Origin of the sequence: Streptomyces sp. sk2.1, assembly GCF_008120935.1 — a bacterium.
In the GTDB taxonomy this organism is placed as follows: domain Bacteria; phylum Actinomycetota; class Actinomycetes; order Streptomycetales; family Streptomycetaceae; genus Streptomyces.
Map to the genome: position 1 here is coordinate 582,489 of NZ_RDBO01000077.1, position 19,580 is coordinate 602,068.

Genomic DNA, 19,580 nt, shown 5'->3' on the forward strand with positions numbered 1-19,580 from the left:
GGGTCCTCGGAACCCCCGTCCCGGAGCCCCACCTCCGAGATGCGCCGACGCCGTCCGCTTCCGCCGCCGGGCGACCGTGGCCGGACCGGTCGATGACGATCGCCGGAACAGCCGGTCACGGAGGCGGAAACGCGAAGTGGACGCGGACCGGCGCCGGACGGACCGGGGGAGCGGGCGCGGCGCGTCCCTCGCTCCCGCCCGTCGTCGCGGACGATTCCGCAGGCCGCCCGCCACCCCGCGCCGCCGCCCGCGAGGGGGTCGGTGCCGTGCGCCCACCGGCCCGTACGGCCGTGCTTCCGCGCCCCGAGCGCGGTGCCGCGCACCCGTCCGGAGGCCCGGCGGCGCTCGCCCGGGAAGCCGCGGCGGCGTCAGCCCCGTACCATGGACAAGCCGTGGCGCGTCCGCCCGGCGGGCGTACGAGGAACCCGAGACCGACTGAGACGCCTGATCCCACGATCCGAGAGAAGCGCAAGCCACCCATGCCCACGCGCCACGACATCCGTAACGTAGCCATCGTCGCCCACGTCGACCACGGCAAGACGACCATCGTCGATGCCATGCTCAAGCAGGCCGGGGCGTTCGCCGCCCACCAGCTGGAGTCCGTCGACGACCGCGTCATGGACTCGAACGACCTGGAGCGTGAGAAGGGCATCACGATCCTCGCCAAGAACACGGCGGTGAAGTACCACCCCAAGGACGGCGGGGCGCCCATCACGATCAACATCATCGACACCCCCGGCCACGCCGACTTCGGCGGCGAGGTCGAGCGCGGTCTGTCGATGGTCGACGCGGTCGTGCTGCTGGTCGACGCCTCCGAGGGCCCGCTGCCGCAGACCCGCTTCGTGCTCCGCAAGGCCCTCCAGGCCCGGATGCCGGTGATCCTGTGCATCAACAAGACGGACCGCCCGGACTCCCGCATCGACGAGGTCGTCAACGAGACGTACGACCTCTTCCTCGACCTGGACGCCGACGAGGACCAGATCGAGTTCCCGATCGTCTACGCCTGCGGCCGTGACGGCATCGCGTCCCTCACCAAGCCCGAGGACGGCACCGTCCCGGCCGACTCCACCAGCCTGGAGCCGTTCTTCTCCACCATCCTGGCGCACGTCCCGGCCCCGGCGTACGAGGAGGACGCGCCGCTCCAGGCCCACGTCACCAACCTCGACGCCGACAACTTCCTCGGCCGCATCGCGCTGCTCCGCGTCGAGCAGGGCGAGCTGCGCAAGGGCCAGACGGTCGCGTGGATCAAGCGCGACGGCACGGTCTCCAACGTCCGCATCTCCGAGCTGATGATGACCGAGGCGCTCACCCGCAAGCCGGCCGAGGTGGCGGGCCCCGGTGACATCTGCGCCGTGGCCGGCATCCCGGACATCATGATCGGCGAGACGCTGGCCGACCCGGAGAACCCGGTCGCGCTCCCGCTGATCACGGTCGACGAGCCCGCGATCTCCATGACCATCGGTACGAACACCTCGCCGCTGGTCGGCCGCGGCGGCTCCGGCAAGGGTGCGGACGCCAAGGCCGCGGTCAAGGACCGCAAGGTCACCGCCCGCCAGGTCAAGGACCGCCTGGACCGCGAGCTCATCGGCAACGTCTCGCTCCGCGTCCTGGACACCGAGCGCCCCGACGCCTGGGAGGTGCAGGGCCGCGGCGAGCTGGCGCTGGCCATCCTGGTCGAGCAGATGCGCCGCGAGGGCTTCGAGCTGACCATCGGCAAGCCGCAGGTGGTCACCAAGCAGGTCGAGGGCAAGACGTACGAGCCGGTCGAGCGCATGACCGTCGACGTGCCCGAGGAGCACATGGGCGCCGTCACGCAGCTCATGGGCGTCCGCAAGGGCCGCATGGACAACATGTCGAACCACGGCTCCGGCTGGGTCCGCATGGAGTTCGTCGTGCCCTCCCGCGGCCTCATCGGCTTCCGCACGGAGTTCCTGACGCAGACCCGCGGCACGGGCATCGCCCACTCCATCCACGAGGGCCACGAGCCGTGGTTCGGCACCCTGACGACCCGCAACAACGGCTCGCTGGTCGCCGACCGCGCGGGCGCGGTCACCGCCTTCGCGATGACCAACCTCCAGGAGCGCGGCGTGCTCTTCACCGACCCGGGCACCGAGGTCTACGAGGGCATGATCGTCGGTGAGAACTCGCGCTCCGACGACATGGACGTGAACATCACCAAGGAGAAGAAGCTCACCAACATGCGCTCCTCCTCCGCCGACTCCTTCGAGGCGATCGTGCCGCCGCGCAAGCTCTCCCTGGAGCAGTCCCTGGAGTTCTGCCGCGACGACGAGTGCGTCGAGGTGACCCCGGAGGCCGTGCGCATCCGCAAGGTCGTCCTGGACCAGAAGGAGCGCGGCCGCACCGCGTCGCGCGCCAAGCGCTGAGGTGACCCCGCACGCGTCCGGCGCCGGCTTTGTGCCGCGCGCCGGGCGCTGACGCGGCGTCGGGTGCGCGGAGCGCCGCGCACGCCGATGTGCGTCCCGGTGCACCACGAGGGCCCGGTCTTCCGTCAGTTGACGGGGGGCCGGGCCCTCGTGCGGTGTTCCGGGGCTCCGCCGGACGTCCTTTCGAGGGGGTGTCCGCACGGTCGCGACGGTTGTGCGGGATCATTCGTGGGCAGGGTGCGGGGGCGCCGGTGCGCGTCGCCGGGGTGCGGTCGTGTGCATCCGCGACGGGGAGGGCCGGACACATGATCATCCGGCAGCCCGATCATGCCCTTGTCCAGTGGTTTTCTCCGGCGATCCGTCCGGATATCGATCGTCGCTCTCCGAAAGCTGCGTTAACGGTCCGTTTCGAGGGTGTCTGTCTGAGATCACTTTGTCCGGATTTCGGGCAATCGAGGTCTCTCGATGTTGTCAAAACGAGACCCCTTAAGTGTGGTTTACGGCCCGGTCGTACTTAATAGTTGGCTCCATTGAGCTCGGGTCAATGGGTCACGCACTGTGGGGAGTGCCGACTCACGAGCACACTAGGGGCACTGAAACGATCACCGTCAGGGGTGTCGGTGTATCACTCCAGTGCCCTTCTTGTAGTCAAAAGTGGACTCATGAGGAGGAAACCCATGCGTGGTGCCAAGAGCGCCAAGTGGGTCGCAGGTGCGGCCATCATCGCCCTGGCCGCGACCGCCTGTGGTGGTGGCGACAAGGACAGCGACAGTGGCATGAACTCGGGCAAGGCGGACCCGAACGGGATCCTGACCGCCCAGCTCGGCGAGCCGCAGAACCTGCTGCAGCCGGCGAACGCCAAGGAGAGCCAGGGCAGCCGTGTCCTGCGCACCATCTTCTCCGGCCTGGTCGACTACGAGCCCGGCACCGGCAAGCTCACGTACGTCAACGCCGAGTCCGTGACGCCCAACGCCGACTCGTCGGTGTGGACCGTCAAGCTCAAGCCGGGCTGGAAGTTCCACGACGGCACCACGGTCACCGCCAAGTCCTACGTGGACTCCTGGAACTGGTCGGCCAACGTCAAGAACAACCAGACCAACTCCAGCTGGTTCCAGGACATCAAGGGCTACGAGGACGTCCACCCGGAGAAGGGTGACCCGAAGTCCGACAAGATGTCCGGCCTGAAGGTCGTCGACGAGAACACCTTCACCATCGCCCTGACCGGCCCGGTCTCGTACTTCGCGTACAAGCTCGGCTACGACGTCTGGGCGCCGCTGCCCGAGGTCTTCTTCAAGGACCCGAAGGCCGCCGGCGAGAAGCCGATCGGCAACGGCCCCTACAAGTTCGTCTCGTGGGACCACAAGAAGCTGATCAAGGTTCGGAAGTTCGACGACTACCAGGGCCCGAACAAGGCCAAGAACGGTGGCATCGACTTCAAGAACTACACCACCGCCGAGGCCGCCTACTCGGACCTGCGCTCGAACAACCTCGACTGGATCGAGCAGGTTCCGACCACCTCGCTGACCAGCTACAAGCAGGACCTCGGCGACCGTGCCATCGACGCCGAGTACTCCGCGGTGCAGTCGATCGTCCCGGCGTTCTACACCAAGCAGTTCAAGGACATCGACCCCAAGGTCATCCAGGGCCTGTCGATGGCCATCGACCGTGACACGATCACCAAGACCGTGCTGCACGGCACCCGTACCCCGGCCGACTCGTACGTCGCCCGCGGCGTGCTCGGCTACAAGCCCGGTGCCCTCGGTGACATCACGAAGTTCGACCCGGCCAAGGCCAAGAAGCTGATCGAAGAGGGCGGCGGCGTCCCGGGCAACAAGATCTCGATCCAGTTCAACGCCGACCAGTCCCACAAGCCGTGGGTCGACGCGGTCTGCAACAGCATCCGCAAGGCCACCGGTGTCGAGTGCACCGGCGACTCCAAGCCGGACTTCCAGGCGGACCTGAACGCCCGCGACAACAAGCAGGTCAAGTCCATGTACCGCGGTGGCTGGGTGCTCGACTACCCGGTCAACTCGAACTTCATGCGCGACCTGTACGGCACCACCGCCGCCGGTAACACCTCGGGCTACTCCAACAAGGAGTTCGACAAGCTCGCCGCGGACGCCGACAAGGCCAAGACGCTCGACGAGACCGTGAAGATGTACCAGGAGGCCGAGCAGCTCCTGAAGAACGACATGCCGGCCATCCCGCTGTGGTTCTACAAGAACAACTCGGGTCAGTCCGAGAACGTCTTCGGCAAGATCGTTTACGGCCAGGACGGCGACCCCATCTTCACCGACGTCCAGGTGAAGACCAAGAAGTAACCATCGGGATCCGAAGGCCGGTTACGCCGTCCCTCACGAGGGACGGCGTAACCGGCCCACGGGCGTAGGCCCCGGGGCTCTCCCCCACACCCCCGCGGCGGAGACACCTCTGAGTAGGCCATCGCCGACCCCTCACGGCATGGAGGCATGATGGGGCGTTACGTCGCAAGGCGACTGCTCCAGATGATCCCGGTGTTCATCGGGACCACTCTGATTATTTTCCTCATGGTCCACATCCTTCCCGGCGATCCGATCCGGGCGATGTGGGGAGACAAGGCGGCCGACCCCGCACAGGTCGCGTCGCTCCGCCATGAGTTCGGGCTCGACCAGCCCCTGTGGAAGCAATACGTCGACTACATGGCGAATCTCTTCCAGGGCGACTTCGGCAAGACCTTCGGTGGCCGCGAAGTCATCGACGAGATGTCCGAATCCTTCCCGGTGACCCTGCGTCTGACCGCAGTGGCCATGATCATCGAGATCATCGTCGGCATCGGGCTCGGCGCCTGGGCGGGCCTGCGGGCCGGCAAGGCCGCCGACACCGGCGTGCTGATCTTCACCCTGATCGTCATCTCGATCCCGGTGTTCGTGCTCGGCTTCCTCGCCCGCTTCGTCCTCGCGGACACGCTGGGCTGGGTGGCACCGAACGTCCAGGACTCCACGGACTACGCGCAGTTGTTCCTGCCGGGCTTCGTGCTCGCCATGCTCTCCATGGCGTACGTGGCACGACTGACCCGCACGACCTTCGCGGAGAACCTGCGCGCCGACTACATGCGCACCGCCATGGCCAAGGGCCTGCCGCGGCGCCGCATCGTCGGTGTCCACCTGCTGCGCAACTCCCTGATCCCGGTCATCACCTTCCTGGGTACGGACGTCGGCGGCTTCATCGGCGGCGCGGTCGTCACCGAGGGCATCTTCAACGTCCAGGGTGTCGGGAACCTGCTCTTCAAGGCGCTGCAGCAGCGCGAGGGCTCGACGATCGTCGGCGTCGTCACGGTCTTCGTCCTCGTCATCCTTGTGATCAACTTGCTCGTCGACCTGCTGTACGCGGTCCTGGACCCGAGGATCCGGTATGCCTGACGCGACCAAGACCACGACCGAAGCAGCGGTGGACGCCACTGCCGCGCCCGCGGCCGCCGAGGGCGCCACCAAGGAGCAGGGCAAGCCGCGCAGCCTCTGGGGCGACGCGTGGTTCGACCTGCGCCACCGCCCGATGTTCTGGATCTCCTCGATCCTGCTGCTGCTCCTGCTGATCGTCGCCGCCTTCCCGGGGCTGTTCACCGGTGCGGACCCGCGCGACGGCGACCTGACCAACCACTTCCTGACCAAGCCGGAGCTGGGGCACTTCTTCCAGCCCGACTGGTTCGGTTACGACGGTCAGGGCCGCTCGATCTACGCCCGTGTCGTCTACGGCACCCGTGCCTCGATCCTGGTCGGCGTCGGCGTCACCGCCACGGTCACCCTGGTCGGCGGCCTGCTGGGCATGCTCGCCGGTTACTTCGGCGGCTGGCTCGACTCGATCATCTCCCGGATCACCGACATCTTCTTCGGCATCCCCTTCCTGCTCGGTGCGATGGTCGTCCTGAACGCCTTCACCGACCGCAAGGTGTACGTGGTGATCCTGGCCCTCGCCTTCCTGGGCTGGACCTCGATCTGCCGTGTGATGCGGTCCTCCGTGATCACCGCCAAGCAGGCGGACTACGTGACGGCGGCCCGCGCCCTCGGCGCCGGCACCTCGCGCATCCTCTTCCGGCACGTACTGCCCAACGCGCTCGCCCCGACCATCGTCGTGGCCACCATCGCGCTCGGCGGCTACATCTCGGCCGAGGCGACGCTCTCGTTCCTCGGACTCGGACTCGCGGACCCGACGATCTCGTGGGGCATCGACATCGCGGAGGGCAGCCAGGCCATCCGTGACAACCCGCATGCGCTGCTGTTCCCGGCAGGAATGCTCAGCCTCACGGTCTTCGCGTTCATCATGCTCGGCGACGCGGTCCGCGACGCCCTCGACCCGAAGCTGCGCTGAGGAGGGCGTACGACGTGACCATCATGGACAAGACAGCAGACATCCCGGCGCCCCGTGCCGGAGGATCGGGCGACGCCCCGCTCCTCGAAGTGCGTGACCTGCACGTGGAGTTCCACACCCGGGACGGGGTCGCCAAGGCCGTCAACGGTGTGAACTACAGCGTGGACGCGGGCGAGACCCTGGCCGTGCTCGGTGAGTCCGGTTCCGGCAAGTCCGTGACCGCCCAGGCGATCATGGGCATCCTCGACATGCCGCCCGGCAAGATCCCGCAGGGCCAGATCCTGTACCGCGGCCAGGACATGCTCACCATGAGCTACGAGGAGCGGCGGAAGATCCGCGGCCAGAAGATCGCGATGATCTTCCAGGACGCGCTCTCCTCCCTCAACCCCGTGCTCTCGGTCGGCTACCAGCTCGGCGAGATGTTCCGGGTCCACCAGGGACTCTCCAAGAAGCAGGCGAAGGCCAAGGCCATCGAGCTGATGGACCGGGTCAAGATCCCTGCCGCCAAGCAGCGGGTCACCGACTACCCGCACCAGTTCTCCGGCGGCATGCGCCAGCGCATCATGATCGCCATGGCGCTGGCCCTGGAACCGGACCTGATCATCGCGGACGAGCCGACCACCGCGCTCGACGTGACGGTCCAGGCCCAGGTCATGGACCTGCTCAGCGAGCTCCAGACCGAGTTCAACATGGGCCTGATCCTGATCACCCACGACCTCGGCGTCGTCGCCGACGTCGCGGACAAGATCGCGGTCATGTACGCGGGACGGATCGTCGAGACGGCGCCGGTGCACGAGCTGTACAAGCGGCCCGCGCACCCGTACACCCGCGGTCTGCTCGACTCGATCCCGCGGCTCGACCAGAAGGGCCAGGAGCTCTACGCGATCAAGGGCCTGCCGCCCAACCTGCTCAAGATCCCGTCCGGCTGCGCCTTCAACCCGCGCTGCCCCAAGGCGGAGGACATCTGCCGCACGGAGATTCCGGCCCTGGTGCCGGTCTCCGAGCAGGACGGCACCGAACTGCCCGGTCGCGGCAGCGCCTGCCACTTCTGGAAGGAGACGATCCATGGCTGAGCTCGACAAGACTGACGGTTCCATGGACGCCACCCCGAACGTCACCGAGGTCGTGACGGTCGACACCGCCGACGAGACGGCCGCGGTCGCCGCGCTCGAAGCCCCGGTGGAACGCGGCGAGCCGATCCTCCAGGTGCGCAATCTGGTCAAGCACTTCCCGCTGAGCCAGGGCATCCTGTTCAAGCGCCAGGTCGGTGCGGTCAAGGCCGTGGACGGGGTCTCCTTCGACCTCTACCAGGGCGAGACCCTCGGCATCGTCGGCGAGTCCGGCTGTGGCAAGTCGGTCGGTGCGGTCAAGGCCGTGGACGGGGTCTCCTTCGACCTCTACCAGGGCGAGACCCTCGGCATCGTCGGCGAGTCCGGCTGTGGCAAGTCCACCGTCGCCAAGCTGCTGATGACGCTGGAGACCGCGACCGCCGGCGAGGTCTTCTACAAGGGCCAGGACATCACCAGGCTGTCCGGGCGCGCGCTGAAGGCGGTCCGCCGGAACATCCAGATGGTGTTCCAGGACCCGTACACCTCGCTGAACCCGCGCATGACGGTCGGCGACATCATCGGCGAGCCCTTCGACATCCACCCCGAGGTGGCCCCGAAGGGTGACCGCCGCAGGAAGGTCCAGGAGCTGCTGGACGTCGTCGGGCTCAACCCGGAGTACATCAACCGGTACCCGCACCAGTTCTCCGGCGGTCAGCGCCAGCGCATCGGCATCGCCCGCGGCCTCGCGCTCAACCCGGAGATCATCATCTGCGACGAGCCGGTCTCCGCGCTCGACGTGTCGGTGCAGGCSCAGGTCATCAACCTGATGGAGAAGCTCCAGGACGAGTTCAACCTGTCCTACCTCTTCATCGCGCACGACCTGTCGATCGTCCGGCACATCTCCGACCGGGTCGGCGTCATGTACCTCGGCAAGATGGCCGAGATCGGCACCGACACCGAGATCTACGACCACCCGACGCACCCCTACACCCAGGCGCTGCTGTCGGCGGTCCCGGTCCCGGACCCGGACGCCCGTGAGGGGCGCGACCGGATCATCCTCACCGGTGACGTCCCGTCGCCGGCGAACCCGCCGTCCGGCTGCCGCTTCCGCACCCGCTGCTGGAAGGCCCAGGACAAGTGCTCCACGGAGCTGCCGCTGCTGGCGATCCCCGAGCGCTTCAAGGACTCGGACAGCCCCGCGGCGCACGAGTCGGCCTGCCACTTCGCCGAGGAGCGGGACGTCGTCGGCGCGGCTTCGTCCTCGTAGCCCGTAGTACGACCCGCAGGACACGGGAAGCGCCCGGAACCGATCGGTTCCGGGCGCTTCCCGTCGTTTCCGGCAGGCGCGCGCACCGTCACCCTCCACTGTTCATGACGGTGCGGGCCGGGATCGACTCGTACCGGCCCGCACCGTGATTCCGGTCCGGCGGCGGGAACGCGAAGGCGCCCGGGAATCGGTCGGTTCCCGGGCGCTTCTTCCCGCCTGCCCGGGAACCGGGCGCGCAGGCGGCTCGGGTCAATGGGCCGGCGTGCTCGGTTCCCGGGCCGGGAGAGGGGCGTCAGCCCCCGGACTCGAGGTTCTCGTCCTTCTGCTCGCCGGGCGCGATCCCGGCCTCCTCGCGGGCCTTCGGGACGGCCGCGACGGACTGGGCGTCCTCGGGGTAGTGGCAGGCCGTCAGATGGCCCTCCCGGCTGCCCTCCACCCGCACCAGGGGCGGCGCCTCGCTCGCGCACTTGTCCGTCGCCTTCCAGCAACGGGTGCGGAAGCGGCAGCCCGAGGGCGGGTTGACCGGGGACGGGACGTCGCCGGTCAGGCGGATGCGCTCACGGCCCGCGGTGTCCTCGACGCCCACCTCGGGCACGGCGGAGAGCAGCGCCCTGGTGTAGGGGTGGCGCGGATTGCCGTACAGGTCCTCGCGGTCGGCGATCTCCACGATCCGGCCGAGGTACATGACCGCGACGCGCTGCGAGAAGTGCCGCACGACGGCCAGGTCGTGGGCGATGAACAGGAACGCGATGCCGAGTTCCTGCTGCAGCTTCTGCAGCAGGTTCACCACCTGGGCCTGGATCGACACGTCCAGCGCCGAGACCGGCTCGTCGGCCACGATCAGCTTCGGCTCCAGGGCGAGCGCGCGGGCCACCCCGATGCGCTGGCGCTGGCCGCCGGAGAACTCGTGCGGGAAGCGGTTGTAGTGCTCCGGGTTGAGTCCGACGGTCTCCAGCAGCTCCCGCACGCGCGCCTCGCGCCCGCCCGCGGGGTTGATGTCGTTGATCTCCATCGGCGCCGTGATGATCTTGCCGACGGTCTGCCTCGGGTTCAGCGAGGCGTACGGGTCCTGGAAGATCATCTGGATCTCGGAGCGGACCGGGGCCAGCTCCTTGCGCGTGGCGTGGGTGATGTCCTGCCCGCGGTAGGAGATCCGGCCGGCCGTCGGCTCCAGCAGGCGGGTGATCAGCCGGCCCGTCGTCGACTTGCCGCAGCCGGACTCGCCGACCAGACCGAGGCTCTCGCCCTCGGAGACGGTGAAGTCCAGCCCGTCGACGGCCTGGACCGCGCCGACCGTCCGCCGGATCGGGAAGCCGCCCTTGATCGGGAAGTGCTTGGTAAGTCCGGAGACGTCCAGGAGGGGATCTTTACTGCTCATGGTGGGGAAGTCCCGTCTCTTGTACGTCAGTTGGGCCGGTTGCCGGCGAAGTCCGTGAAGAACTCGGCGCGCTGCTCGGCGGTGAGGTGGCAGGCGGCACCGCGCCCGGCGGTGAGCTCCAGCGGCGGCTGCTCGCTCGCGCAGAGCCCGCCGCCGACCTGCTCGGTGAACGAGCAGCGCGGGTGGAAGCGGCAGCCGCTCGGCGGGTTGAGGAGGCTCGGCGGGGAACCGGGGATCGGCGAGAGCGGCACGTCGACCGGGCCGTCCAGGCTCGGCATGGAGCCCAGCAGACCCCAGGTGTACGGGTGCTGGGGCGCCCGCAGCACCTCCTTCTTCGTGCCCCGCTCGACGCAGCGCCCGCCGTACATCACCAGCACGTCGTCCGCGATGTCGGCGATGACGCCGAGGTCGTGGGTGATGAAGACGATCGAGGTGCCGGTCTCCTGCTGGAGGTCCTTGAGCAGGTCCATGATCTGGGCCTGCACGGTGACGTCCAGCGCGGTCGTGGGCTCGTCCGCGATCAGCAGCGACGGGTCGCAGACCAGCGCCATGGCGATCATCGCGCGCTGGCGCATGCCGCCGGAGAACTGGTGCGGGTAGTCGTCCACCCGCAGGTCGGGCTGGGGGATGCCCACCTTGGTCAGCATCTCGACGGCCCGCGCCCGGGCCTCCTTCTTGGAGGCGCCGGTGTGCTTGCGGTACGTCTCGCCGATCTGCCTGCCGATGGTGTGGTACGGCGACAGCGAGGCCAGGGCGTCCTGGAAGATCATGGCCATCTTGTTGCCGCGCAGCCGTTCCAGCTCCCGCTCCGACGCGGTCAGCAGGTCCTGGCCGTCGAGCAGGATCTCGCCCTCGATCTCGGTGTGATCGGGGTGGTGCAGGCCCAGGATCGTCAGGTTGGTGACGGACTTGCCGGAGCCGGACTCGCCCACGATGCCGAGGGTCCTGCCCTTCTCCAGATCGAAGGACAGCCCGTCGACGGCCTTGACCATGCCGTCTTCGGTGGAGAAGTGCACGCGCAGGTCGCGTACGGAGAGGAAGGGGGTGCTCACTGGATCTCTCCCTAGGCGAGGCGGACGCGCGGGTCGATGAGGGCGTAGACGGCATCGACGATGATGTTGAAGACCACGATCGCGCCTGCCGCGACCAGGACGACACCGAGCAGCAGGGGCAGGTCGTTGTCGGCGACCGCCTTGATGGAGAGCGCGCCGATGCCGTGCAGACCGAAGGTCTTCTCGGTGATGATCGCGCCGCCGAGCAGGACGCCGATGTCGAGGCCGAAGATGGTGACGATCGGGCCCATGGCCCCGCGCCAGGCGAATCTGAAGAACACCGTCCGCCGGGACAGACCCTTGGCGCGTGCGGTGCGCACGTAGTCCTCGCTCAGCGTCTCGACGAGCTGGGAGCGCGCCATGCGGGTGTAGTTGGCGGTGAAGATCAGCGCCAGCACCAGCCAGGGCAGCAGCAGCCCGGAGAACCAGCCGGCCGGGTCCTCGGTGAAGGGGACCTCCTTGGGGCGGCTCAGGATGTGCCACTGGTCCGCGAGGTAGTACATGGCGACCACACCGACGATGTAGATCTGCATCGAGGAGCCGATCAGCGACGCCGAGGAGGCGATCTTGTCCAGCGCCTTGCCCTGCTTGACCGCGGCGATCATGCCGGTGCCCACACCGAAGATGACGAAGACGAAGGCGCTGCCGATGGAGAGGGAGAGCGTCGTCGGGAAGCGGTCGATGATCGTGCCGAGGACCGGCTCGCGGTTGTGGAACGAGTAACCGAGGCAGGGCGCCGGGCAGTTGCCGAAGGACTGGTACTCCCGGCCCACGAACACACCCTGCAGCCAGTGCCAGAACTGCACCGGCAGCGAGTCGTCGATGCCCAGGTTGTGCTTGACCAGCGCCAGTGTCTCGGGCGTGCACACCTTGCCGCAGGCGGCGCGGGCGGGATCGCGGGGCGCTATGTAGAAGAGGACGAAGGTGATGACACTGATGATCAGCAGGATGACCAGTGCGCCGATTGCCCGGCGGATGAGGAAGCGGAACATGGCGATGGATTTCCCTGGCAGACGCCGACGAGGGGGAGTGGGGCGGGCGGGGCGCCGCAGGGGCGCCCCGCCCGGGGAGTGTCGGCGTCAGGCCTTCACGAACAGCTTGTAGAAGACGGCCGAGGAGAACAGCGGGTGGAACATCGCCCCGCCGACCTTCTCGCCGTGGAGGTAGAAGCGGCGCTGGTACGTCTCGGGGATGATCGGCGCCTCCTCCGTCATCATCCGCTTGTCCAGCGCGGCCCAGGCCTTGCCGGCCTCGGTCGGGTCGGCGATGAGGTTGTTCTTCTTGATGGCCTCGTTGACCCAGTCGACGTTCAGCTGCGAGATGTTGTTCGCGCCGTTGGCGATCGTGCTGCCGTCGAAGAGCGGCTGCATCAGGGTGTAGCCGGTCGGCCAGTCCGGGGACCAGCCGAACCACATCACGTCGAACTTGTTGTCGATCTGCTGGATCTGGTCGTAGTAGCTGGTGGAGTCCAGCTGCTTCATGACCGGGTCGAAGCCGGCCGCCTTGAGGGCGTTCTCGATGACGACCTTGGTCTTGTCGTAGGTGTTGCTCTGCGGGAAGGCGTAGACGACCTTCTGGCCTTCCTTGCCGGCCTCCTTCAGCAGCTTCTTCGCCGCCTCCGGGTCACCCATCGGCTTCTTCAGCTTGCCGTAGACGTCGTCCTTGGCGTAGCCGAGGATGTCGGGGCTGAGGATGGAGGTCGCGTAGTCACCGGCCGAGGGACCACCGTAGATCTTGCGGATCTGCTCCAGCGGCCAGGCGTGGATGAGCGCCTGACGCACCTTCACGTCGGTGATCCGCTTGGTGTTGATCGCGTAGTAGTAGATGCCGGTCAGCAGGCCGTTGAAGGTCCGCTTCTTCAGCTCGGGGTCGGTGAGGACCTTCTGGATGCGCTCGGCCGGGACGCCGCTGTACGCCATGACCGCGTACTGGTCGTCGCCGTCGTTGGCGATCAGGCGGTCGGTGGCCTGGAGGGACTCGGGGCCGAACTCGTAGACGATGCTGTCCGGGTACGCGTTGCGGATCGAGTCCATGTTGGGGTCCCAGTGCGGGTTGCGCACCAGCGTCATGGACTTGTCGACGGAGTGCGCCTTGATCCGGTACGGACCGCAGCTCATCGGGTCCTTGTCGTACTTCTCCTTGGTGTCGCCCTTGACCGGGACGGCCGCGTAGGAGTTCATCGCCAGGGTGAAGTTCAGGTCCAGGCGGGGCTCGGCCAGCTTGAAGACGATCGTCTTCGCCTTGGCGTCGATGACGACCGAGTCGAGGTGCTTGCCGCCGTACGGGCCCTTGTACTTCGAGCGGTAGTCGCCCGGGCCGACCAGCGCGTTCTGGACGTAGCCGGCGCCCTCGGTGGTGAAGCTGGCGAAGCCGCGCTCGATGCCGTGGCGCACGTCCTCGACGGTGAGCTCCTTGCCGTCCTCCCACTTCAGACCGTCCTTCAGGGTGAAGGTCCAGGTCTTGCCGCCGTCGGACATGGTGCCCGCGTCGGTGGCGAGGTCGCCGACCAGCTTCATCGAGCCGTCCGCGGCGATCTTGTAGCCGGTCAGACCGCGGATGAAGAGGTCGCCGACCGCGGAGTTCCACGAGAAGTAGATGCGCTGCGGGTCCAGGTGCGAGAAGTCGTCCGGGGCGATGCCGCGGATCGTGCCGCCCTTCTTCGCGCCCGCGATCTCGGGGGCCGGACCGGTGGAGTCGGCCTTCGTGCCGACGACGACCGAGCCGGTGTACTTGTCGGCGCCGCCGTGCCCGGCGTTGTCGCCGCCCTTCTTGGCCGTGCTGCCGCTGCTGCACGCGGAGAGGACCATCGAACCGCCGGCTGCGACCGACGTGGCGATGACGAAGTTTCTGCGGGAAAGGGACATGGCTTCCTGCTCTGGTCGATGGAGAGAAACGTTCAGTCCGGTGGGCCCCGTCGCCCGGCCGGAGGAAGTGCGGTTCAGCGCTTGGTCTTCGGGTCCAGTGCGTCACGCACCGAGTCGCCCAGCAGGTTGAAGGCGATGACGAAGATCACCATCGCGGCGCCGGGGAAGAGCATGAAGGTGATGTCGCTCTGGTAGACCTCCGACCCGCGCTGGATCATCACGCCCCAGTCGGGTGTCGGGGAGGTCAGCCCGACACCGAGGAAGGCGAGGCCCGCCTCCGCGGTGACGTACAGGGGCAGCGCGAGCGTGGCCTGGATGAGGATCGGCGTCCAGAGGTTGGGCAGCAGTTCCTTGAAGATGATGCGCGCCGGAGACGCACCCGTGACCTTGGCGGCCTCGACGAACTCCCGCTCCCGCAGGGCGAGTACCTCGCCGCGCAGCAGTCGGGCGATGGAGGCCCAGCCGAATGCGGTCATGACCGTGATGAGGCTGACGACGGTCAGCCAGACCGGGGTGTTCTCCTCCGGGGAGACCAGGATCGAGATCATCACCGGCCAGAAGCCGATGAAGAAGAGCGTGGAGGGGAAGGCCAGCAGGATGTCGATGACCCGACCCACGAAGTAGTCGGTCTTACCGCCCAGGTAGCCCGCGGTGATGCCGACGGCGATGCCGATCACCGTCACCAGCAGGGTGGTCGCGGCGGCGATGAGCAGGGAGTTGCGGATCCCGTAGAGCAGGAAGGTGAAGACGTCCCGGCCGAGTCCGGGCTCGATGCCGAACCAGAAGTCGCCGCTGATGCCGCCGTTGGGCAGCATCGGGGAGCCGAAGTCGTCCAGCAGACCGGGTTCGTTCTGCCCGTACGTCGTGTACGGGTCCTTGCCGTACAACTTCGCGATCAGCGGGGCGCATATGCCGACCACGAAGAAGAAAATGACCACATAGGCCGAAATCACGCCGGTGCGGTCGCGCTTGAAGCGCCGCCAGGCCATCTTGCCCGGGGACCGTCCGTCGCCGCCCTTCGAGGCGGACTTGTCGGATATCGCCTGCTTCGCATCAACCGCTTCAAGTGGCGCGGCTGCTTGCGGGGTTGGAATCGTCATGGTGCTCCTGGCCCGGAGGGTCGAAGGACTCCGCAGGGCAACACCTACGGGCTACCCGGACTTTTTCAACGCAATTCATGCAGGGTCAATGAATGTCCGACGCCCTTGGGACGCTCTTTGGAATCTTTGCCATCGCATTATCTTTTCCGGGGAGTGGCTTTGCTTCCGCTTGGGTTTTTCGAAGACATGTTCGTGACTTAACGGTCGAAGTCCGGCAATGAGTCCGATATGCGGGCGCTGCCGTCTCGGAATCCGTACATCCGGGCGGACGGGCTCGCGGACGATGCGCATTCGATGCGCAGCCGTTACCTCTCCGCTGCGCGGCGGGCGCCCGGACCTCCCCTTTTTCCGGCCCGCGCGGGCCGGGGCGGGATGAACCGGAGGGGCGGGCGCGGTGCCACTCGGGTGGGGCCCCGACGCGCCCGAATGGGTGGAGTAAATGTGCATCTTGTCCCTTGTGCGGTGATATTTGACCCCAAGTGAGACGGAGCACCAAGAGGAGGCACTCCATGCGCGGAGCCACACAGGCCAGGTGGGCCGCATGTGCGGTGGTCGTCGCCCTGGCGGCGACGGCATGCGGCGGAGGGGGCGGCAGCAGTGGCGGCGGTGGGGCCGACGGAATCGTGAGCTCCTCCTGGGGTGACCCGCAGAACCCGCTCGAACCGGCGAACACCAACGAGGTCCAGGGCGGCAAGGTCCTCGACATGATCTTCCGGGGACTCAAGAGGTACGACCCGAAGACCGGCGCGGCCGACAACATGCTCGCCGAGAAGATCGAGACCAAGGACAACCAGAACTTCACCATCACCGTGAAGGACGGATGGACCTTCAGCAACGGCGAGAAGATCACCGCGAAGTCGTTCGTGGACGCCTGGAACTACGGCGCCCTGCTGAAGAACAACCAGAAGAACGCCTACTTCTTCGGCTACATCGACGGATACGACAAGGTCCACCCGGACTCCGGCGCCGCCACCGCGGCCACGCTCTCCGGCCTGAAGACCGTCAACGACCGGACCTTCACGGTCAAGCTGTCGCAGAAGTTCTCCCTGTGGCCCGACACCCTCGGCTACCCGGCCTTCGCCCCGCTGCCCGAGGCCTTCTTCACCGACCACGCGGCCTGGGTGTCCAAGCCCATCGGCAACGGCCCGTACAAGGTCGACAAGTACACCAAGGGCTCGGCGATGAGCCTGCGCAAGTGGGACGGGTACCCCGGCGACGACAAGGCGCAGAACGGCGGCATCGACCTCAAGGTCTACACCGACAACAACACCGCCTACACGGACCTGACGGCCGGCAACCTCGACCTCGTCGACGACGTGCCCGCCTCGCAGCTGAAGAACGTGAAGGCGGACCTCGGCGACCGCTACATCAACACCCCGGCCGGCATCATCCAGACCCTCGCCTTCCCCTTCTACGACAAGAAGTGGGACACCCCCGGCGGCGTCAAGGTCCGCCAGGGCCTGTCGATGGCGATCAACCGGCAGCAGATCACCGACCAGATCTTCCAGAAGACCCGCACCCCCGCGTCCGACTGGACCTCCCCGGTCCTCGGCGCGGACGGCGGCTTCAAGGAGGGGCTGTGCGGCGCGCCCTGCGAGTACGACGCGGCGAAGGCCAAGAAGCTGATCGAGGAGGGCGGCGGCATCCCCGGCGGCCAGCTCAAGATCTCGTACAACGCCGACACCGGCTCCCACAAGGAGTGGGTCGACGCCATCTGCAACAGCATCAACAAGGTGATGGGCGACAACAAGGCGTGCGTCGGCGGCCCCGTCGGCACCTTCGCCGACTTCCGCAGCCAGGTCACCCAGCAGAAGCTGACCGGCGCCTGGCGGGCCGGCTGGCAGATGGACTACCCGCTCATCCAGAACTTCCTCCAGCCGCTCTACTACACCAACGCCTCGTCCAACGACGGCAAGTGGAGCAACAAGGAGTTCGACGGCCTGGTCGACAAGGCCAACGCCGAGACGGACAAGGCCAAGGCCGTCTCGACCTTCCAGGACGCCGAGAGGGTCCTGGCCGACCAGATGCCCGTCATCCCGCTCTGGTACCAGAACGGCAGCGCCGGCTACTCGGACCGGATCTCCGACGTCAGCCTGAACCAGTTCAGCGTCCCGGTGTACGAGCAGATCAAGGTCAAGTGACSCGTCGGGGCCGGACGGCCGGTGTGCTTCCCCGCACCGGTCACCCGGCCCCGACGSGTCACTCCCCAGCCCCGAGTTCCTGACCCCCGCGACCTCCGGAGCCCCTCATGGGACGTTATGTGATCCGGCGGCTGCTGCAGATGATCCCGGTCTTCTTCGGCACCACGCTGTTGATCTTCCTCATGGTGAATGTGATGGGCGACCCCATCGCGGGTCTCTGCGGCGACCGCCAGTGCGACCCGGCGACCGCGGCCCAGCTCCGTGCGGAATTCGGCCTCGACAAGCCCGTGTGGCAGCAATACCTCACCTACATGGGCAATGTCTTCACCGGAGACTTCGGCACCGCGTTCAACGGGCAGAAGGTCACCGAGCTGATGGCCACCGCCTTCCCCATCACCATCCGGCTCACCATCGTGGCGATCGTCTTCGAGATCGTCATCGGCATCAGCCTCGGCGTCGTCACCGGACTGCGCCGCGGCCGCCCCGTCGACACCACCGTGCTCATCCTGACCCTGGTCGTCATCTCCATCCCGACCTTCGTCACCGGCCTGCTGCTGCAACTCCTGCTGGGCGTCGAGTGGGGCGTCATCAAACCCTCCGTCTCGCCGGAGGCCCCCTTCAACGAACTGCTGGTCCCCGGGCTCGTCCTCGCCTCGGTCTCCCTGGCCTACGTCACCCGGCTCACCCGCACCTCGATCGCCGAGAACGCCCGCGCCGACTACGTCCGCACCGCCGTGGCCAAGGGCCTGCCCCGACGCCGCGTCGTCGTCCGGCACCTGCTGCGCAACTCGCTGATCCCGGTCGTCACCTTCATCGGCACCGACGTGGGCGCCCTGATGGGCGGGGCGATCGTCACGGAACGGATCTTCAACATCCACGGCGTCGGCTACCAGCTCTACCAGGGCATCCTGCGCCAGAACTCCCAGACCGTCGTCGGCTTCGTCACGATCCTGGTCCTCGTCTTCCTCGCGGCGAACCTGATCGTCGACCTCCTGTACGCCGTACTCGACCCGAGGATCCGCTATGCCTGAGCAGACACCGGACGAGGCGATCTCGTCGGCCGGAGCGGGAGGTGCGATGGACCTCGCCCTGGAGGAGGGCACGACCCTGGAGAAGACGCCGGGCGGCCCCGAGGGCACCGGCCCCGCCCAGAAGCCGCGCAGCCTGTGGTCCGACGCCTGGCGGGACCTGCGCCGCAACCCGGTCTTCATCATCTCCGCCCTGGTCATCCTCTTCCTGGTGATCATCTCGATCTGGCCCTCGCTGATCGCCGACCAGGACCCCCTCGACTGCGACCTGGGCAAGGCCCAGGAGGGCTCCCAGCCCGGCCACCCCTTCGGCTTCGACGGACAGGGCTGCGACGTCTACACCCGGACCGTCTACGGGGCCAGGAACTCGGTCACGGTGGGCGTCTGCTCCACCCTCGGCGTCACCCTGCTCGGCGGGCTGCTCGGCGCCCTGGCCGGCTTCTTCGGCGGCTGGTGGGACTCGATCCTCTCCCGCATCACCGACGTCTTCTTCGGCATCCCCGTGGTCCTCGGCGGCCTGGTCTTCCTCTCCGTGGTCACCAGCTCCACCGTCTGGCCGGTGATCGGCTTCATCGTGCTGCTGGGCTGGCCGCAGATCGCCCGCATCGGCCGCGGCTCCGTGATCACCGCCAAACAGAACGACTACGTGCAGGCGGCACGGGCGCTCGGCGCCTCCAACACCCGGATGATGCTCCGCCACATCGCCCCGAACGCCATCGCGCCGGTCATCGTCGTCGCGACCATCGCACTCGGTACGTACATCTCGCTGGAGGCGACCCTGTCGTTCCTCGGCGTCGGCCTGAAACCGCCGGCCGTCTCCTGGGGCATCGACATCTCCGCCGCGTCCCAGTACATCCGCAACGCCCCGCACATGCTGCTCTGGCCCGCCGGAGCCCTGGCGATCACCGTGCTCGCCTTCATCATGCTCGGCGACGCGGTGCGCGACGCCCTCGACCCCAAGCTGCGCTGAGGA

The 19,580-nt window shown here is 67.5% G+C and carries 14 protein-coding genes; 9 read left to right on the forward strand and 5 right to left on the reverse strand.

Going from position 1 to position 19,580, the window contains the following annotated elements:
* Positions 1 to 479: 479 nt before the first annotated feature.
* The 6 genes from typA (at position 480) to EAO76_RS29910 (ending at position 9,044) form a co-directional block, all read left to right on the forward strand.
* On the forward strand, positions 480 to 2,384 hold the full coding sequence (gene typA, locus EAO76_RS29885) for a translational GTPase TypA (RefSeq protein WP_148839013.1): 1,905 nt from the start codon (positions 480 to 482) through the stop codon (positions 2,382 to 2,384).
* 677 nt (positions 2,385 to 3,061) lie between these two features.
* Positions 3,062 to 4,705, forward strand: a complete 1,644-nt coding sequence (locus EAO76_RS29890; RefSeq protein WP_148839014.1) for an ABC transporter substrate-binding protein — start codon at positions 3,062 to 3,064, stop codon at positions 4,703 to 4,705.
* A 150-nt stretch (positions 4,706 to 4,855) separates the two neighbouring features.
* Entirely contained in the window at positions 4,856 to 5,782 is a 927-nt protein-coding gene (locus EAO76_RS29895; RefSeq protein WP_148840382.1) for an ABC transporter permease, read from the forward strand.
* Complete coding sequence (locus EAO76_RS29900; RefSeq protein ID WP_148839015.1) at positions 5,775 to 6,728, forward strand: ABC transporter permease; 954 nt, start codon at positions 5,775 to 5,777, stop codon at positions 6,726 to 6,728. Before EAO76_RS29895 ends, EAO76_RS29900 begins: the two co-directional genes overlap by 8 nt.
* Before the next feature lie 14 nt (positions 6,729 to 6,742).
* Positions 6,743 to 7,801 (forward strand): ABC transporter ATP-binding protein, encoded by a 1,059-nt coding sequence (locus tag EAO76_RS29905; RefSeq protein ID WP_148839016.1) that lies wholly within the window; start codon positions 6,743 to 6,745, stop codon positions 7,799 to 7,801.
* Positions 7,794 to 9,044, forward strand: coding sequence for an ABC transporter ATP-binding protein (locus tag EAO76_RS29910; protein WP_148839017.1), 1,251 nt, complete (start codon positions 7,794 to 7,796; stop codon positions 9,042 to 9,044). The genes EAO76_RS29905 and EAO76_RS29910 overlap by 8 nt, the downstream gene beginning before the upstream one ends.
* 292 nt (positions 9,045 to 9,336) lie before the next feature.
* Here the strand turns inward: EAO76_RS29910 and EAO76_RS29915 are convergent, their stop codons facing one another.
* The 5 genes from EAO76_RS29915 to EAO76_RS29935 form a co-directional block, all read right to left on the reverse strand.
* A complete protein-coding gene (locus EAO76_RS29915) occupies positions 9,337 to 10,422 on the reverse strand; it encodes an ABC transporter ATP-binding protein (RefSeq protein ID WP_148839018.1) in 1,086 nt (361 codons plus the stop codon).
* A 26-nt stretch (positions 10,423 to 10,448) separates the two neighbouring features.
* The gene (locus tag EAO76_RS29920) at positions 10,449 to 11,414 is read right to left on the reverse strand and encodes an ABC transporter ATP-binding protein (RefSeq protein WP_262376003.1); all 966 of its coding nucleotides are present in this window, start codon (positions 11,412 to 11,414) and stop codon (positions 10,449 to 10,451) included.
* 71 nt (positions 11,415 to 11,485) lie between these two features.
* A complete protein-coding gene (locus tag EAO76_RS29925) occupies positions 11,486 to 12,466 on the reverse strand; it encodes an ABC transporter permease (protein ID WP_148839020.1) in 981 nt (326 codons plus the stop codon).
* A gap of 87 nt (positions 12,467 to 12,553) precedes the next feature.
* Complete coding sequence (locus EAO76_RS29930; RefSeq protein ID WP_148839021.1) at positions 12,554 to 14,338, reverse strand: ABC transporter substrate-binding protein; 1,785 nt, start codon at positions 14,336 to 14,338, stop codon at positions 12,554 to 12,556.
* A gap of 74 nt (positions 14,339 to 14,412) precedes the next feature.
* The gene (locus EAO76_RS29935; protein WP_187438835.1) at positions 14,413 to 15,438 is read right to left on the reverse strand and encodes an ABC transporter permease; all 1,026 of its coding nucleotides are present in this window, start codon (positions 15,436 to 15,438) and stop codon (positions 14,413 to 14,415) included.
* A 509-nt stretch (positions 15,439 to 15,947) separates the two neighbouring features.
* Here EAO76_RS29935 and EAO76_RS29940 point away from each other — a divergent pair.
* The 3 genes from EAO76_RS29940 to EAO76_RS29950 all read left to right on the forward strand — a co-directional run bounded on the left by EAO76_RS29940 (position 15,948) and on the right by EAO76_RS29950 (position 19,577).
* The gene (locus tag EAO76_RS29940; RefSeq protein ID WP_148839022.1) at positions 15,948 to 17,579 is read left to right on the forward strand and encodes an ABC transporter substrate-binding protein; all 1,632 of its coding nucleotides are present in this window, start codon (positions 15,948 to 15,950) and stop codon (positions 17,577 to 17,579) included.
* A 107-nt stretch (positions 17,580 to 17,686) separates the two neighbouring features.
* Positions 17,687 to 18,610, forward strand: a complete 924-nt coding sequence (locus EAO76_RS29945) for an ABC transporter permease (protein ID WP_148839023.1) — start codon at positions 17,687 to 17,689, stop codon at positions 18,608 to 18,610.
* Entirely contained in the window at positions 18,603 to 19,577 is a 975-nt protein-coding gene (locus tag EAO76_RS29950) for an ABC transporter permease (RefSeq protein WP_148839024.1), read from the forward strand. Before EAO76_RS29945 ends, EAO76_RS29950 begins: the two co-directional genes overlap by 8 nt.
* Positions 19,578 to 19,580: the final 3 nt, after the last annotated feature.

Coding starts and splice junctions, on each gene's coding strand:
- EAO76_RS29935 (WP_187438835.1), bottom strand. CDS start 15,438: ATGACGATTCCAACCCCGCAAGCAGCCGCGCCACTTGAAGCGGTTGAT.
- EAO76_RS29930 (WP_148839021.1), bottom strand. CDS start 14,338: ATGTCCCTTTCCCGCAGAAACTTCGTCATCGCCACGTCGGTCGCAGCC.
- EAO76_RS29940 (WP_148839022.1), top strand. CDS start 15,948: ATGCGCGGAGCCACACAGGCCAGGTGGGCCGCATGTGCGGTGGTCGTC.
- typA (WP_148839013.1), top strand. CDS start 480: ATGCCCACGCGCCACGACATCCGTAACGTAGCCATCGTCGCCCACGTC.
- EAO76_RS29895 (WP_148840382.1), top strand. CDS start 4,856: ATGGGGCGTTACGTCGCAAGGCGACTGCTCCAGATGATCCCGGTGTTC.
- EAO76_RS29915 (WP_148839018.1), bottom strand. CDS start 10,422: ATGAGCAGTAAAGATCCCCTCCTGGACGTCTCCGGACTTACCAAGCAC.
- EAO76_RS29900 (WP_148839015.1), top strand. CDS start 5,775: ATGCCTGACGCGACCAAGACCACGACCGAAGCAGCGGTGGACGCCACT.
- EAO76_RS29890 (WP_148839014.1), top strand. CDS start 3,062: ATGCGTGGTGCCAAGAGCGCCAAGTGGGTCGCAGGTGCGGCCATCATC.
- EAO76_RS29950 (WP_148839024.1), top strand. CDS start 18,603: ATGCCTGAGCAGACACCGGACGAGGCGATCTCGTCGGCCGGAGCGGGA.
- EAO76_RS29945 (WP_148839023.1), top strand. CDS start 17,687: ATGGGACGTTATGTGATCCGGCGGCTGCTGCAGATGATCCCGGTCTTC.
- EAO76_RS29920 (WP_262376003.1), bottom strand. CDS start 11,414: ATGGTCAAGGCCGTCGACGGGCTGTCCTTCGATCTGGAGAAGGGCAGG.
- EAO76_RS29925 (WP_148839020.1), bottom strand. CDS start 12,466: ATGTTCCGCTTCCTCATCCGCCGGGCAATCGGCGCACTGGTCATCCTG.